Genomic DNA, 16,005 nt, shown 5'->3' with positions numbered 1-16,005 from the left:
TCTCAGGGCATGATTCGAACGAGGTCATCCATTGCCGACAGGAAACGATGAACGTCGTCTTGAGAGGTGTACTGCGCAAGGCTGATCCTGGCCACGCCGTCATGCTCGTCAATGCCCAGGGCGCGAACGGTCTGCGGGCTGAAATGATGACCATGCCAGAGACGAATGCCTTGTTCGGCCATGCGCCGGGAAATCATTTCGCTGGGTGTCGACTCCAGGGTAAAGGACACGGTCGGTACCCGGCGCTCCCGTTCATGTGACGCTCGGTAGCCGTGGATATGAACGCCTTTGAAGCTGCTCAATCCTTCCAGGGCTGACTGCACCAGTCGCTGCTCGTATTCGACGATGGCGTGCATCCCCGCGACAATCTGCTGTCGCTTGCCAGTCTGCTCGCCGCACGTTCCAAACTCGCGACCGATCCATGCCAGATGATCGATGGCCCCCAGGATTCCGGCGATGGCCTCTCGGCTCTTGCTCCCGGTTTCGAATTTATAGGGCGGCTTATCGGCAGTGGGGCGAGGTTTGTAGGGCATGAGCCTTTCGAGCAAGGCCAGGCGACCCCAGAGGATTGCGTGATGGGGGCCGTGGAGTTTGTGCGAGGAACACACCAGGAAGTCACACCCCAGGGTCTGCACATCGATCACCCCATGAGGCGCGAACTGAACCGCATCGACATAGACCATTGCACCTTTGCGCTTGGCCAGTGCGGCAACCGCGGCGACATCATTGATCGTGCCGGTGACGTTGTTTGCATAGCTCAACGCGACAACCTTGGTACGCTCCGTAATGATCGAGTCCATGTCGGCGATGCTGAAACCGTAGGTAAGGGGATCGAACGGCAGCCAGCGAACTTTCAGCTCCAGGTCTTTCGCCAATTCGAGCCAGGGCGAAATATTGGCTTCATGATCTGACTGGGTAAGGACAATCTCATCGCCTTTGCCAAGGCTTCGCCCGAGGCAACGGGAGAGATGAAATGTCAACGTCGTCATGTTCTGGCCGAACACGATTTCCTCGGCACAGTGGGCATTGACCAGTGCGGCGGCTGCGTACCGCGCCTGGCCGATGGCTTTTTCTGCAATGACCGATGTCGAGAAATGGCCGCCCAGGTTGGCATTGTTTTCAATCGCGGCCTCGACGCTCGCCTCCAGCGCGCGCTTGCACATCTGGGTACCTGCGGCGCTGTCGAGAAACACGCTGTTCCTCGCCGATGCCAGGGAGAAAATCGGAAACTGTTGCCTGATACGCTCGATATTCAAACTGTCGTTCCTTCGTGGTAGCGACTGAAACCGTTCAGGCCTTCAGGTCGCTGAGGCTGATGCCCTGGGCTAGTAGCAAATCCCTGATTCGATCGGATTCCGCCCAGTTTCTTTCGTTACGGGCAACGTTACGCGCCGCGATCAAGTCGCTTTGTTCCGATGTCAGGCGGGTGGCCTGAGTGTCGAATAAACCGATGTCCAGCACCGCATTGAAACTGCGTAGCAGGTCGATGCGTTCCGGCTCAGTCAGTTCATTGGTCTTGATCACCCACCAGAACTCAGCCATGGCGCTTGGCGTGTGCAGGTCCTTTTCGAGCGCAGCGAAGAACCTTCGATAGGACGCGGCATGCATTGCCGAAAAAGCCTCGCCGGGAGAGCTGCTGTTATCCAGGGCAATGCTGATCCGTCGCCGAGCTTTCTGCAATGCGGTGGCGACGTCATCCAGAGCCTCCCATGAAAAAGCCAGGGCGCTGCGATAATGCGAGCCCAGGACCAGCAACCGGAACGCGCAGGGGTCGTAGCCTTTGTCGACCAGCGAGTCCACAGTGAGGAATTCCCCGCTGGACTTGGACATTTTCTCTGTATCCACGTTGAGAAACTCGCAGTGGAACCAGTAGTTGACCCAACGGTGACCGAAGCAGCATTCCGATTGCGCGATCTCGTTGGAATGATGGACGTTGATATGATCGATACCACCGCAATGGATATCGACCCTTTCACCCAGGTATTTGCTTGCCATGGCTGAGCACTCGATATGCCAGCCGGGAAATCCCAGGCCCCAGGGAGATTCCCACTTCATGATCTGACCAGGAAACTTCGAGGTAGAAAACCATAAGGCGAAGTCCGCTTGCGAGCGCTTCAATGGATCGTGACTGACACGCTCAGTGGCTCTTTGCTCGTCCAGCACCAGCTGGCCAAGTTCATGATAGGCAGGAAACTTTTCCACGCTGAAATAGACATTGCCGGCACTTTCATAGGCCACGCCTTTTTCCAGCAAGCGTTCGATCAACGTGATGATTTCAGGAATATGCTGCGTCGCCCGGCATACCACGTCAGGCCGGGTGATATTCAACAGGCCGCAGTGACGAAAAAACGCTTCTTCGTAGAATTGAGCAACCTGCCAGGGGGTCTTGTTCTCACGAGCGGCACCCACCATCAATTTGTCGTGGCCCGCGTCGGCGTCGGATTGCAGGTGCCCGACATCCGTGATGTTCATGACGTGCTTTACCACCAGCCCTCGATGGCGCAGGGTCTTGGCCAGGACATCTTCGAAGATGTATGTGCGCATATTCCCGATGTGCGCATAGTGGTAGACCGTGGGGCCGCAGGCATAGAGGCCGACATGGTTTTCAACGATCGGAATAAAGGGGACGACAGCCCTTCCAAGGGTATTGAATAGTTCCATTTCTAACTCTTGCGTTGAGGGGGCATTGACGCCCCGGGCCAACCGGGCTCAGCGCCCGGAGGAAGTCCTATTGTCCTGTCGGTCGAGATCCAGCCATTGATGGACACTCTCGCGATCCCACGCCCGAAGCGCATAGTGCTTCAACGTCTCGGGAACCGGGTCGCCGTTGTAGATGAGCCTGTTCAACATGCCGGCGGCATCGACGTCGGCGATGCTCCAATCGTTGAAAAGAAACCTTTTCCCGTCCCGAAGGCTACGGGACAAGGTCTCGACCAGCCGCCGAGCATCGGCCATCGCCAATGGCCCCAGTGGTTCCTGCGACGGTGCGATGAAGATGGTCTCCGTGGGCCGGTTGCCGCGCAGGTTGAAGAAGTCGCTCCTCAGCCAGGCCTGGACCTGCCGGGCTTGGGCGCGGGCCTGAACGTCAACCGGTAACAAGCGGGCGCCTGGCGCAATGTCATTCAGGTATTCGGCGATGGCGGACGATTCAGCCAGCGAAAACGCCCCATCCACCAGCGTCGGAACGCGGTGGGTGAGCGAGATCCCGGTAAATGGCGGCCGCTGGTGATCGCCTTGTGAGAGGTCGAGGTAGTGCAGGTCAAAATCGAACCGGCACTCCTTGAGCGCTACGAACGCGCACATGGCAAAGGGCGATGTGCATTGATGATCCACATATAGCTTCATTGAGTCCGCTCCATCCCGATCGAAGTCAGCAGGCTTGCGCGACAGCTTCCTGGCTGAGTTGCACGTCGAAAAAGCCGGTATCCTCGGCCTCCTTTTCTCGGATCCACAGGTAATCGGCATAGGTAACCGCAGGGTCTTCGTGAACCAGATAGATAAAGCCGTAGTTCGTCGAGATCCCGATGGTAGGCGCAACGCTGTCGCCAATTTCAGGGGCCCTGATCATCTTGAAGAAACTTGGCCTGGCGCTCAGTTCATCGAGCCAACGGCGATGGATCACTTGGCCGGAGACGCTGTTGATCATCCCGATGACTTCGCACGTCGCGTTCGATCGGTTGACTTTATCCAGCATCGAATAGAACACCTCGGGATCGGTATAGCAGGCCGCGCAGAGATTGACGGCGTTGACGCCGCGCACGCGAGTCATCGCGCTGAGCTCCTGGGTCCCCATCATCCGGGCTGCCCACTCGATCAGCATCGGTCCGTTGGCCGTCACCATGACTTCCAGGAACGAGGGGCCGATGTTGACGCCGAATGCCTCCAGGCATTGGTGAACGTAAGCGATGATGGGGGCCGCTTCTTCCGAGAGCAGGTCGATCAGCACCTCACGATCGTTGACTACCCCGGCGCCTGGCACGGGCTTGCGATTGTCGCGCCAGATCTCGAAGACGAAATGTTCACCGTCGCGGGAAACAGCCTGTACCAGGTACTGCTGGCCAGCCAGGTATTCCATCGCCAGCAGTGTGTCGTTGATGAGCCCCATTTCGTTGAGTCGGCCCAGCTCCTTGTCCACCGCGTGACGCACCTGCGCCATCTCGTAGCAGAAATGAATACCGTCCGCCCCGGCGCTGTTGACCGGCTTAATGACCACCGGCCAGCCGTCGATCGTCTCGGTCGCCGCCTCGACCTCACTCGTCTGATGAATCAAGGCGACCCGTGCTGCCGGGATACCCATCTGATGCAGCCGCTTGGCCATGTGCCATTTGTCTCGGCGGCAGGCTGACAGCGCCGTGCCGTTGCCAGGCGTGCCCATCAACTCGCTGAGCTGGTCGGCCAGCTCAACGCCGGACTCGCATCCGGGAATGATGAACGCCGGTTCGAATTCAGCCAATTTGTCCGTCAGCGCCTTGAGATCTTGCGTCGCGACAAACCGCTGCTGGAAATCCTCTGGCTTGTAGCTGTCCACGTCATATTCAAGAATTTCGGCGGATGTCTGCACATGGACGCAGGTTATTCCATACAACTTGAGTTCGTCCGCAAGGCTTGCCCCGGTCGAGTAGGCATCGACGATCACCGCGTATTTCATGTTCTAACTCCTTCGACTGAAAGGCGACTAAGGTGGGAATAGCCGTTGTAGGTTGCGGCCAGGCAGATAAGGACCACCCCCGCGAAACTGAACACTGAAAAGGCCAGTCTCGAATCAACGGTTTGAAAAATGATGGTGAACAAGGGGGCGGCCGCCAGGATGGCTTCCGTGGTCACTGGTTCGCAGCGCTTTATCCCTTCCTGCAGCAATAGCAAGGGCAGGATCACGCCGACGAACGCCAGCAAGACCAAGGCGTCGAGATGATCGATGACGGCGGCGATCTCGCTCAGGTTCAAAGAGGTGTAGACGCCGGTAATCGCCAGCAAGAGATAGAACCGATGGGCGTAGAGATAGTGACTCGACGCCCCGTGATCCGCGACGACCTTCGAGAGAATGCTGGTCAATGCCATTGCGACACCGCACACGAGCATCATCAGGTAGCCCAGCAGCACCTGGTTGCTGTCGAATTCATCCCTGACTGCGGTGCGTCCGTCCATCGAGACCCAGCCCAGGTAGACGCTGGCCAGTGCGATGACAAGGGCGGCTATATAGTCGGCCCGGATCATGATCGCGGTCGGACGCAACAGCTTGTTCAGCACGAGCGTCGAAATGATCCCGACCCCGCCCACCAGCGCACTGACGATGGCCGGCTCCACCCATTTCAATGCCAGCAGAAAGGAGATCCAGAGTGCGGCGGAGCTGACGTTCAACATCAGCAGGCAACGTCGGATGGAGGCCTTTTTTTCCGGAGTCGCAAGCAGCGCAGGCGTCGAGCGTTTCCGGGCCATGTAGCCGAGAAAGAACACAGGCCAGGCGACGGCGAATAACACGAATGTCGCGATGACACTGTCGAGGCGTTGCAGCAGGATCCCGAAATACACCTCCTTGAGCCCATCGATCACGTTGACAAGCATCAACGCCGTGATCCCCACAAACAGAGCGTGTGCAGTGCGCATGGTACGGATTCCAATCAAGAAAGCGGTCATAGGGCGGTAAGTGTGCGAATGTTCCCTTTTCTCGATTGCTTATAGCGTTGGAGCAGCGCTTCTGCCGGCAATGTCCTGGACAACTTCGCGACTTCGTCCAGGCCGCTCTGTATATCGCCCAGGATGCGCTGGAGTGCAGACTCCGACAGCGTATCGAGCGGGTGAGCCCTGAGTCGTTCGTTCCCATGCAAACGGTCCAGCAGTGCATAGGTAATGATGTCGGCAACAGTCGGCGGATTGATCACGAAGCCGATGGAAAAGGACTCTTCATGGGCCACCGTGGCATGCCAATAACCCCGGGGCATGAACGTCGTGGTGCCGGGCTTGACCAGCCGCTCCTCGTGGCCTTCGGGCATCGTCAGCGGCAATTTGGCGCCGGTGTAGGGATGCGTACCTTCTTGGTAGAAGCGGTTCGGGTTGTTCGGGAAAAATGGATAGATGGGGTCTGGTAGCGAAGTGTTTTCGGCGAACCTCCAGGTCTTTTCGCCTTTGATCTGGATCATGAAGTTGGTTTCATGATCGAAGTGCGTCGCCACTTCCACGCCATGGTTGGCCGCGAACGCCTCGCAGCTGACATAGTGCCTTGGAATGTCGAGTAGCTTCGCCAGTTCATCGCAGGCCAGGGATATCGCGGGGAGCGCTTCCAGATCCTTTATATAGACCATCGCGGCGCCATCGTTGTACGGAGCGAGGGCATCGGCGGACCTGGCCACGGTAATACGCTTGCCACCTGGAAAGAGCAGGTCGACGGGCCCAGGCAGCGCATTGAACAACTGTCGAATGTCCTGGAATTCTTCCAGGGCCGACAATTGCGTAAAGCGGCTCATTGCACCGTCGGCGACGTATGAGCGCTTGGGCCAGCACGTGTCGAGGAACACCTCGGTTTGGTCGCCAAACATCTGCTGCAGAATATTCATCACGCATTCCATCCTTGAAGCGGCGCGCATTGCGCGCCGCATTTTTTTCATCACACGGCCGCGGCTACTGGCTGAGTATTCGACGTGGCGTAGGAGGCGTTTTCCCGCTTGTAGAGGTAGCCCTCGTAGATGCGGGCAAGCTCATCGCTGCGGGTTTTCAGTTGGCTGGCGGCGCTGGCGAAAAGCGCTTGCTGCTCGTCTCGCGACAGGCCCACCATTTCACCCTCGGCGCGGCCCAGTGCGTTGAACAGGAGCTTGGCGAGCAGTTCGGTTTCTGATCGTTCATGGCCGATTCGCTGGCAAATGGTTTCGACCACCGCGGCATGATCGTGGAAGTGCCAACCCAGTCGGCAAAGACGGAATTTCACCGAGATAGGCGAGTCTTCCCACCAGTTCAGCGAGGCGTCGAGTTCGGTGTCGGTGATCCCGGAGAACTCCTCCACCAGCTGTTGGTGGCGTTTTTCCCAGAGGGTCAGCAACGACTGGATGCTGCCGAAGTTGTAGGGGGCCGGGCCATGTATCTTCCAGTTGAGCAACGCCGGGCTGACGTCCTTGGAGTGGCGGATGCCCGTCCGGCTGGCTTCCAGGGTCGAACGGATAGCAGGGGAGTGCGCCCAGAACTCGGCCATGACGCAGTGGACGATGTTGTTGCGAATCGTCCGCTGCTTGCCGAGGGTGTAATTCTGATGCAGGTGCTGCTGATCGTATTCGGGACCCTTGAGACCGATGAGGCTGGCTTGCAGGTCTCGGAAGGAAATCTGCCAGTCCCGGATGATCATTTGCGCAAGGCTCAACCCGCGGCCTTGTGCCGCGCGTTTCTGCGCCGTTTCGGTCGCGACATCCAGCAGCATCTGGTAGATGCCCAGGCACAACTCACGCAGGCAGTCAGTGTAATGGGCCCAGCCGCCTTCGCCCTGGACACCCGGCCAGTCGGCCATCAGTTCATGGTCCGGCACTTGGATCAGCGTATTGCAGAAGCGGCGCACTTCGCGGGCAATGGCTGTCTGCGCGATGCCATCTTCAGACAAGCTGTCTTCAGGGTATTGTCCACGGGCCTGCACGACAGGCAGCCAATACGCCGCTTCCCGCACCGCCACGCTGGCCGTACTGCTGGCGTTCAGCGCCTTTCGCAATTTCGATTCGGCGATGGAATAGTTGAAGCTGGCCATTGCCTGCTTGGCCAGGCCTACCGAGAGTTGGGAAACGGTTTCGCTGGCATCGATATCACCCTCGACATCGTGATGCACACGGCAGTACCCCAGGTCGAGTCGCGTATGGAGCGGAGCACCGAGGAATTTATGGTAGATGTCACCGTCGCTGGAAATGAGTTGGAGAACCGGCGACATGATGAAGATGTGGCTCCCGACCAACTCGGAGATGCGTGGGTCGGGTTGGGAGTTCTCCACTTCAACCCACACCGGAATCGTTGACTCATTGACCGCACCGATAAGCTGGGGGTCGTTGAAAACGCTGTCCACCAAGCGATTACAACCATTACAGGACTGGCTATGGAAATAAATCAGTATCGGCTTGCCAGTCGATTTGGATTGCTCAATGGCGTGGACGTAGGACGTATGGTGGACCCAGTCAATCTTGTTGGTTTCGCTCATTTCTATGCTTCCATTCACGGTGGTTGAACACTTATTTGACGGATTTCAGTACATCGTCGAGCAACTGTGTCCGCGTCGCCGGATTCGTCCAGAGAGCTTGGGCGTCTGCGGTCAGGGTATGGAGCGGGTCGCAGTAAAGAAAAATCTTGTCCTTCTTTACGGCTGGCGCGCGATAGGCGGCGATGCCCAGGTGTTGGTCGTAGTAGTCGTAGCTATGGATATCGCGCTTGCCGCCACCGCCGGGCAAATCCACGATGAAATGCGGCGTGTTATGCCCGGCAATCAGGCCACGGGTGGATTTTTCCAGGGCGATCGAATCGCAAAGGCTCGTTCTGAGTGCTTCGACACCACGGATCATGTCCCCTTGAAAACAGTAGTAGGGACGCACGTTCAAGTAGGCTAGGCATTCGTTCAAGCGGTGCATGGTCTGCGGGTTGTCATTGACGCCTTTCAGGATGACGGCCTGGTTCCTGACCTCGACGCCACGCTCATAGAGCATCCCCAAGGCCTTGGCGGTGACCGCCGTTATTTCGTTCGGATGGTTGAAATGAGTGTGTATCGCAATGGACTTGTGCACCTTTCTCGCCCGGTCCGACAAGCGCGAAATGGCATCGGTCCAGTCGTGATCGCTCTGGATCTTCATCGGCAATACCGCCAACCCCTTGGTGGCGAAACGCATGCGCCGTACATGGGGAACGTCCAGCAGTCGTTCACCGATCTCGGTGATCTGCCGGGCCTTGAGTCGATAGGCATCGCCGCCCGAGATCACTACGTCCTCGACACTGGAATTGGTTTCTATGTAGCGCAAGGCAGGCTCCCAGCGCTCGCCGGGGGCGTTGATCTTTTTCTTGGTCACCGCATCGGTGTCCAGTCCCACCGCATAGCTGCGGGTGCAATACCGGCAGTAGACCGGACAGACATTGGTCGCCAGGAACAACACACGGTCCGGGTAGCGGTGGGTCAGCCCCGGGGCCGGTGAATCGTCCTGCTCGCCCATGGGGTCGAGCTTCACCATGGGATGATCGATGGAGATCTCCGAGGCCAGGGGCAGGAACTGGCGTCGCAACGGGTCCAGGTAAGGGTTGTCCCAGTCAATCAGCGAGAGGATATATGGCGTCAGCCGGATAGACATCGGAGCCATCTGGTGACCTTCTTCAAGGTCTCTCAGGAACGCGGCACTGATTCTGTTCTTGATCAATGCGCCCAGCGCACCAACGCTGGTAATGGCATTTTTTTCTTGCCACAGATGATTCAGAAACAACTCGACATCAATGTCTTTCCAATGATCCAGGTCGCGCCAGAATTCATCACTTCTAAAGGCATATCGCAGCGACAGTAATGGTTTCAGACGCTGGCCCTGAGAAGAATGGGCAATCAATGACTTTAATTGAATGTCAGTAAAGTCATAATCCACAATGTTACTTGACATTTGGTGTCGTCCCTTTCAGGTGGCTGTGTCCATAGACTGACAATACTTAATATTTATCTTAAATCAAGGTGCTGGTTTATTTATTTATCCAGTGCTTTTCAAAGGCGAAAGTGTATGTGCTGCAATTTTTTTAATTGCAGTTTTTATCCCGAACATAACCAGGCCAGGCGGTATTGTAGGGTGCGTATTGTTCTACGCTGCTCTATCGGCGCCTGAAGCGGTTAATGAAGGTATATAGGAGTGCGATGAATTTAATTAGACACGGTGCCCGATTTCACTTCTTGATGAGTGAGTGTTGTCGAGGACGCGACAACGCCCGGTTGAGGCTGCGCCGTGCCCGAAGACTGAGTCGTGGAAGACTGCACCAGATATTGCGCCACGTTGGCGATGTCTTGGTCGTTGAGGGACTTGGCCACAGTCACCATCACAGGAGATGGACGCGAGGCATCACGAAAGGCTCGCAGTTGTGTCTCCACATACTTGGCAAACTGACCTGCCAGTTTTGGGTACTCGGCGTTTTCAGACGCGCCAGCAGTGCCATGGCAGGAAGAGCAGGCCACGATGCCGCGGGCATGATCGCCCCCGTTGAAGAGTCGTTCCCCAGCACCAGCGTCAACGGCCGCAGCGACAGCGGGTTCGTCGAACGGGCAGGCGTCTGGCTGGGCTTTGACGACGCCGCCCATCTGCGTGCAGGTGCCTTTGGGTACAGCGACCCACTCAAGTGGATCGTTGTCGACCTTGCTCATTTCCGAGCAGTCATGCAGGCAACTGCTGTCGGAGCAATCGTTATGGCCTGCCTTGGCTACGCCGTAGCAAACCTCAGTCTCTGCTGTTTTATCAGCCGCCACATCGGCCAGCGAAGCACTGCTGATGGAGGCCAGCGCGGTGGCTACCAGAATATCCTTTAGATTCATCACGCAAGTTCCCGGTCAAGGTTTTATACAGTCATTAATTTTTATGAGCCCTTCGCACACACGAACGGACTGTATTGCAGTTAGTCTGTAAACACGTATCAGGCGTTCAGTGGATTATTTGATTTTTAAATGGATTTTTAGCGGTGCCCGCGACAAGCGAACTTAACCGGCAAGTCGTGCCGGCACTTCGTGTGCAGGGAGTCATGAATGTCGAGGAGGCAAGCAGCAATAAGATGGCGCCGTGTGCGCAGAGTTGATTCGCTCAAGTAACTGTTTTGGATACATTTATCGCTCCCTTTTTTACAGGCCGCGTCTGGCGACTTGTCCGGAATCCGTTCCTGTCAGGTTAGACAGCGCTCGTTGTCTAACGAAAGTGCTATGTGTCCGTCGTATCTTCACCGCGAAATCGAATGTACTGCTTTAGTGGGAGTTGCAAGGTGCTTTCTATTTGTAGCCCACGGCCAGAATATGTCTAATCGTTGTAAGCTTACAAAATGATTCAAGATGTAACAGGATGTCGCCGCCCGTCTGCAATCGGGGTTCGGCCCCGGCAGTACACGACCACGGAGACAAATTTGCCCGATACAGGTGCTTCGGCAAGGCTCAGGGAACGGCAGTCAGCAGGCCATCATTCAACCAGCGGGTGACCAGGGTAGCGCTATCGACAAGTTGGGGCTGACCCAGCGCGCTGTAACGCTCCTGGGCGGCGATCAACGCTTCACCCAGGGTCGTGCGCTGCGCCAAGCGCTCCAGCGCCGCGGCTTCCCAGGGCTCGACCTCGCGTGCTTCGACGCTCCAGCCGTTTCGATAGACGAGGGCGGTGCAGACGTGGCGATTCACTGACGGTAGAGGCTGGCTCTGCTGGCGATGGGCGGTCCATATCGCGACCACCGGCCATTCGCAGGGCAGCAACCCACAGCCCGGCGACAAGGTGAATCGTTGGACATCCAGCTCAGCGCTGCTCATTGTGGCCAGTGCCCGAGGATCGAGTGCCGTGGCTTCGCGGGCATGAGAGGCAAGGTGGAGGGTCCATTCCAATGACGCCACCGCCGCAAAATAAGGGTAGGGCGCTACGGGAAGATATTGATCGAGGAAAGTCGGCAGGCGCTCGCCGAACATGCCCAGGTCTGGATGTCGCGACGGATAGCGCCGCCCATAGTCATAGGCGAGCGAGCGAAAAAAATGATCGCCCACCAGCGCCTTGATGACAGGATAGGTCAAGGCCAACGATTGCTCCTGATGCCGCCACAGCCCGCTGCGATAGCGTGCGAAGCGTCGCCGGTCGCCAGCGCTTGCCGTCTCCAACCATCCTTGTGGCAGGACAGAGGGTGATGATGAACAATCCAGCGCCTGGGTAAAGCTGACCTGCAGCGCGGCCAACTCCTCACGTGTCATGCAACACCTCCCGGGCAATCGCCCGAGCGATCTCGACCTGATCGAGCAGCTCGCCCAGCGGCGGCAGGCGTGTGTCCCATTCAACCAGTACCGGTACCGGGCCAAACCGGCGCAACGCATTGCGATACAGTGACCAGACCGGTTCCGCCACCGCGCTGCCATGATCGTCGATCAGCAGGCCCTCTTCCTGGCTATGGCCCGCCAGATGAAACTCGCGAACAGTCGATTTATCCAGAGCCTGCAAGGCGGCGAGTGCGCATTCCCCATGGTTGCACTGATTGACGTGGAGGTTATTGAGGTCTAGTAGCACTGCACTTCCGGTGCGTGCCACCACTTCGGCGAGGAATTGGGCTTCGCCCAGGGTATCGCCATGGTAGCGCAAGCTGGTGGAGATGTTTTCGAGCAACAACTGTTGGCCCAACGTATCCTGGACCTGGTCGACCCGGTCACAGACCAGGTCCAGCGAAGCTTCAACCAGGGGTAGCGGCAGCAGGTCGTTGAGGCACCGTCCTTCAATCGCCCCCCAACTCAAATGCTCGGACACCAGGAACGGATCTACGTCCGCAGCCAGGCGTCGTATGCGTTCGACATGGGCGCTGGAAAAACCATGGACCGAGCCGATGCCCAGTCCGACGCCATGTAGGCTGATGGGATATCTTTGCGCCAGGCGTCGCAGAATATGCAGGTCCTTGCCGCCAGGCCCCAAGTAGTTCTCCGTATGAACCTCAAGCCAGTCAACGGCGGGATGGCCCTCCAGGAACGCTTGATAATGAGGGGCCCTGAGGCCAACACCAATCCGTGGTAATGGACGCACTTTTTATTGACTCGCTTCTCGATGGTCGCCGCTGATCATAGCGCAGTGCCGGATCGAATTGAGCAACCATTGATAACCGCTGTCTACCGCCGGCACCGTGTCTGCCGTGCGGCTATCGAACGATGGAGGAAGATTGATGTTTAAAGCGCTCGCCCTGCTGCTGTTGCTGGTCTCGTCCGGGTTGCAGGCCCAACCCTCGCTGCACACGGACTTGCCGCTCAACTACCTGGCCCAAGTCGATGAGCAGGCTCGGGACCGACCGCTGGTGATCTTCCTGCACGGTTCCGGCAGCAACGAACAGGACCTGTTCGCACTCAAGGACGAGTTGCCGCGCGACTACAACTACCTCTCGGTGCGGGCGCCGAAGAGTATGGAACAGGACCGTTATCAGTGGTTCGCGAAACAGGGCGACGGTGCCTACGACGGTGACACCTCGGACTTGAAGGCCAGCGGCCAGGTGCTGCTGGACTTTATCGACAAGGCTCGGGCCAAGTACTCGACCGATCCGAGCAAGGTTTACCTGGTCGGGTTCAGCCAGGGCGCGATGATGAGCTACGAAGTGGCCCTGCGACACCCCGAAGCCGTTGGCGGTATTGCCGCAATGGGTGGGCGGGTCCTGTCGGTGCTGCGGGCGGAACTGACCCCCGATGAACCGCGCCGGACACTGGCGGTATTCATCGGCCATGGCACGGCAGACCCGATCATTCCCTACCACGATGGCACTGAGGCCAACAGCTTCCTGAAGACCCTGGCGCTGGAACCGGAATTCCATGCCTACCCGGGTGTCGGCCACAGCATCAGCGCCCTGGAAGTGCAGGACCTGCGGGCCTGGCTGGAGCGGCTCAATCCCTAGGAGACTTCGTTATCGCTGCCGATGCCTAGCCCATCACTGACCGCTGGCGATCTGCTTCACCAACGCCTCATGACCGGCCTTGTCGCTGGCCCGGGAGATGATTTGCACCACCGCCATGCGCGTGCCGGAGGCAGCCAGCAACGTGGTGTCGAGGGTTGGCCCGCCGCCCTGGGTGGCGCTGGTGTCGATCTGGCGCAGGCCCAGGCCGGTGCCTTTCTGGGTCAGGCTTTTTGCGCTCAGGATCTTGGCGTCCGGCAGCGCTGTGGTTCGCTGTGCAGCGAAGTCTCCCATGGTGGTGTCGAGGAACGCGCCATCGTCGTCCTTCACGTTCGCGCCGTTGATGATGGTGTTCTCCGCAGCGATCACCACGGTCCGGCTGGTGGCATTGCTGTACATCGTCCCCGTCGCGCCAGCGGTACCCTGGGCGGCCTCTCCGGCGGGCAATGGTGTTGCGATGAACCCCTTGGGCAAGGTGAAGACGAACTTGCCGCCCAGCATCGAAACCTTCTGCGCCGCTGCATTGCCGGCGGCTTTGGACGGGGCCGCCTGGGCAGGCACCAGGACCAGAGCGGCGATGGCCGCCAGCAGCAGGGCGGCGGCATGTTTACTCAGCAATGACATTGAAACTCTCCACGGTGGTCGCGCTTGGAGGCCGATCATCCCATGGGCGCCGTGCCTGACTCCAGCGCCGTGGCGAATGGGCCGGTCATTGCGGTGTCGGGGGCGGAGCGCGCTTGATCGGCACCCTCATCCGGGCGCTCAAACCGCTCCGGCACTGAAGCGCCGGGCCAACGCCTCGCGCTCGAAGTGCTCGGTGATGAAATCGATAAAGGCGCGGGTCTTGGCCGGCATCAGCGCGCGGCTGGGGTAGTAGAGCGAAATCACCCCCAGGTCCACATACCAATCCGGTAACAGCCGCACCAGTTCGCCGCGCTCCAGCCAGGGCAGGGCGTCGGGCACCACCAGCAGGGTCACGCCCAGGCCGAGCAAGGCGGCCTCACGCATGGCGACGGGATCATTGAAAATCATGGACTCGTTCAGTTGCACGGCGGATTCGCGCCCGGCGGCGTTGCGCAACACGGTCTGGCGTACCCGGCCAGTGCGGCTGGCCCGCAGCACGATGTTGTCCAGGCCGGCCAGGTCTTCGGGGTGCCGGGGCAGGGTGCGTTCGGCCAGATAGGCTGGGCTGGCGACGGCAATCAGGTGAGCGGGCGCCAGGGTGCGCGATACCACCCCGGGCGTCAGTGCGAAGCCGCCTCCGATGGCCGCGTCGAAACCTTCGGCGATCAGGTCGACCGGGCGGTTTTCGAAATGCCAGTCCGGCCGGATCAGCGGGTAGCGGGCCAGCCATTGCGGCATCAACGGCAGAACCTGGCCGATACCGAAACTTGGCGAGAGGCTGACGCGCAAGACGCCGGCCGGTTCGCCGCGCTCCGTGGTCACCGCGCCAATGGCCGCCTGCAGGGCGTGCAGGTTGCCACCGATGCTGGCCAGGAAATGTTCTCCCGTTTCGGTCAGGGACAGCTTGCGGGTCGAGCGTTGGAACAACCGCACCCCCAGATTGCGCTCCAGCATCGCCACGTTGCGGCTCACGGCAGCGGGCGTCAGGGCAAGCAACCGCGCGGCCGCCGAAAAACTGCCGGTTTCGGCGCTGCGGACAAAGCATTCGAGGTTGGCGAGGCTTTCCATGACATGGACCTGATAGTAATGCTTGAAAATGATTCGCCATATTACCGGCTAATCAAGAGGTAATGGCAAGGCCATCATGTACCTCAACGGCGGACATCACCGCCAGGCTTATCCAACCTTGAGGACACAAGACATGAGCAGCATCGACACCATCGGCATCATTGGCGCTGGCGCCATCGGCAGTGCTTTCGCTCGCGCCCTGGCCCGCCAGAACATCAACGTCGTCATTGCCAACAGTCGTGGCCCGCAAAGCCTGGCCGAGCTTGTGGCTGACCTCGGTCCTAGCGTACGCGCCGGCACCGTGGAGCAAGCCGCCGCCCAGCCGATGGTGCTGGTGGCGGTCAACTGGTCGAAGTTGCCCCAGGCGCTGGGCGGTTTGCCGGATTTTGCCGGGCGAATCGTGATCGACGCCAACAACGCGATCGAAGTGCCGGGGTTCAAGGCCGTGGATCTCCAGGGCCGGGCCTCGACCGAGGTGTTCAGCGAGTGGGTGCCGGGCGCACGGGTGGTCAAGGCCTTCAATCATCTGCTGGCGCGCCTGCTGGAGGCAGACCCGACGTCCGAAGGCGGCAAGCGGGTGCTGTTCCTGACCGGTGACGACGCGCAGGCACGGGGTGAAGTCGCGCAGTTGATCGAGCGCCTGGGCTTTTTCGGGGTGGACCTGGGCCCCCTGAGTGTCGGCGCACGCTTGACCCAGTTCCCGGGCGGTCCGCTGCCGGTGCTGAACCTGGTCAAGTTCGACTGAGTACT

The 16,005-nt window shown here is 58.9% G+C and carries 15 protein-coding genes; 2 read left to right on the top strand and 13 right to left on the bottom strand.

Features of this window, described 5'->3' with window-relative positions; all coding sequences use genetic code 11:
- Positions 1-2: 2 nt before the first annotated feature.
- The 11 genes from TK06_RS10950 to bufB all read right to left on the bottom strand — a co-directional run bounded on the left by TK06_RS10950 (position 3) and on the right by bufB (position 12,713).
- Positions 3-1,256 (bottom strand): cysteine desulfurase-like protein, encoded by a 1,254-nt coding sequence (locus TK06_RS10950; RefSeq protein WP_063322088.1) that lies wholly within the window; start codon positions 1,254-1,256, stop codon positions 3-5.
- A gap of 34 nt (positions 1,257-1,290) precedes the next feature.
- Positions 1,291-2,703, bottom strand: coding sequence for a cysteine--tRNA ligase (cysS, locus tag TK06_RS10945; protein WP_238992621.1), 1,413 nt, complete (start codon positions 2,701-2,703; stop codon positions 1,291-1,293).
- A 6-nt stretch (positions 2,704-2,709) separates the two neighbouring features.
- On the bottom strand, positions 2,710-3,345 hold the full coding sequence (gene yfcF / locus TK06_RS10940; RefSeq protein WP_063322086.1) for a glutathione transferase: 636 nt from the start codon (positions 3,343-3,345) through the stop codon (positions 2,710-2,712).
- A 25-nt stretch (positions 3,346-3,370) separates the two neighbouring features.
- On the bottom strand, positions 3,371-4,648 hold the full coding sequence (locus TK06_RS10935; RefSeq protein ID WP_063322085.1) for an ATP-grasp domain-containing protein: 1,278 nt from the start codon (positions 4,646-4,648) through the stop codon (positions 3,371-3,373).
- A complete protein-coding gene (locus tag TK06_RS10930) occupies positions 4,645-5,604 on the bottom strand; it encodes an EamA family transporter (protein ID WP_064106775.1) in 960 nt (319 codons plus the stop codon). Before TK06_RS10930 ends, TK06_RS10935 begins: the two co-directional genes overlap by 4 nt.
- 26 nt (positions 5,605-5,630) lie before the next feature.
- Positions 5,631-6,551, bottom strand: a complete 921-nt coding sequence (locus TK06_RS10925; protein WP_058545515.1) for a JmjC domain-containing protein — start codon at positions 6,549-6,551, stop codon at positions 5,631-5,633.
- 50 nt (positions 6,552-6,601) lie between these two features.
- A complete protein-coding gene (locus TK06_RS10920) occupies positions 6,602-8,161 on the bottom strand; it encodes a thioredoxin family protein (RefSeq protein ID WP_063322084.1) in 1,560 nt (519 codons plus the stop codon).
- A gap of 31 nt (positions 8,162-8,192) precedes the next feature.
- Positions 8,193-9,590: a KamA family radical SAM protein gene (locus tag TK06_RS10915; RefSeq protein ID WP_063322083.1), complete on the bottom strand. Its 1,398-nt coding sequence runs from the start codon at positions 9,588-9,590 to the stop codon at positions 8,193-8,195.
- Between the two features lie 251 nt (positions 9,591-9,841).
- Positions 9,842-10,504, bottom strand: coding sequence for a BufA1 family periplasmic bufferin-type metallophore (gene bufA1 / locus TK06_RS32580; protein ID WP_058545518.1), 663 nt, complete (start codon positions 10,502-10,504; stop codon positions 9,842-9,844).
- A gap of 603 nt (positions 10,505-11,107) precedes the next feature.
- Positions 11,108-11,899, bottom strand: a complete 792-nt coding sequence (locus tag TK06_RS10905; RefSeq protein ID WP_063322082.1) for a DNA-binding domain-containing protein — start codon at positions 11,897-11,899, stop codon at positions 11,108-11,110.
- Positions 11,889-12,713 carry an MNIO family bufferin maturase gene (gene bufB, locus TK06_RS10900; RefSeq protein ID WP_063322081.1) on the bottom strand — a complete coding sequence of 275 codons (825 nt, stop codon included), beginning with the start codon at positions 12,711-12,713 and terminating at the stop codon, positions 11,889-11,891. Before bufB ends, TK06_RS10905 begins: the two co-directional genes overlap by 11 nt.
- A gap of 136 nt (positions 12,714-12,849) precedes the next feature.
- Between bufB and TK06_RS10895 the strand changes: the two genes are divergently transcribed.
- Entirely contained in the window at positions 12,850-13,566 is a 717-nt protein-coding gene (locus TK06_RS10895) for an alpha/beta hydrolase (protein ID WP_063322080.1), read from the top strand.
- 33 nt (positions 13,567-13,599) lie between these two features.
- On the opposite strand, the gene TK06_RS10890 is transcribed toward TK06_RS10895, so the two are convergent.
- Both TK06_RS10890 and TK06_RS10885 read right to left on the bottom strand, forming a co-directional pair.
- Positions 13,600-14,187 (bottom strand): hypothetical protein, encoded by a 588-nt coding sequence (locus tag TK06_RS10890; RefSeq protein WP_063322079.1) that lies wholly within the window; start codon positions 14,185-14,187, stop codon positions 13,600-13,602.
- Positions 14,188-14,325: 138 nt separating this feature from the next.
- Positions 14,326-15,255 (bottom strand): LysR family transcriptional regulator, encoded by a 930-nt coding sequence (locus tag TK06_RS10885; RefSeq protein WP_063322078.1) that lies wholly within the window; start codon positions 15,253-15,255, stop codon positions 14,326-14,328.
- A gap of 142 nt (positions 15,256-15,397) precedes the next feature.
- Between TK06_RS10885 and TK06_RS10880 the strand changes: the two genes are divergently transcribed.
- The gene (locus TK06_RS10880; protein WP_063325135.1) at positions 15,398-16,000 is read left to right on the top strand and encodes an NADPH-dependent F420 reductase; all 603 of its coding nucleotides are present in this window, start codon (positions 15,398-15,400) and stop codon (positions 15,998-16,000) included.
- The last annotated feature ends 5 nt before the right edge of the window (positions 16,001-16,005 follow it).

Origin of the sequence: Pseudomonas fluorescens (assembly GCF_001623525.1) — a bacterium.
In the GTDB taxonomy this organism is placed as follows: domain Bacteria; phylum Pseudomonadota; class Gammaproteobacteria; order Pseudomonadales; family Pseudomonadaceae; genus Aquipseudomonas; species Aquipseudomonas fluorescens_Q.
The sequence above is the reverse complement of the archived record's forward strand: the minus strand, read 5'-3'. Positions and strand labels throughout refer to the sequence as shown.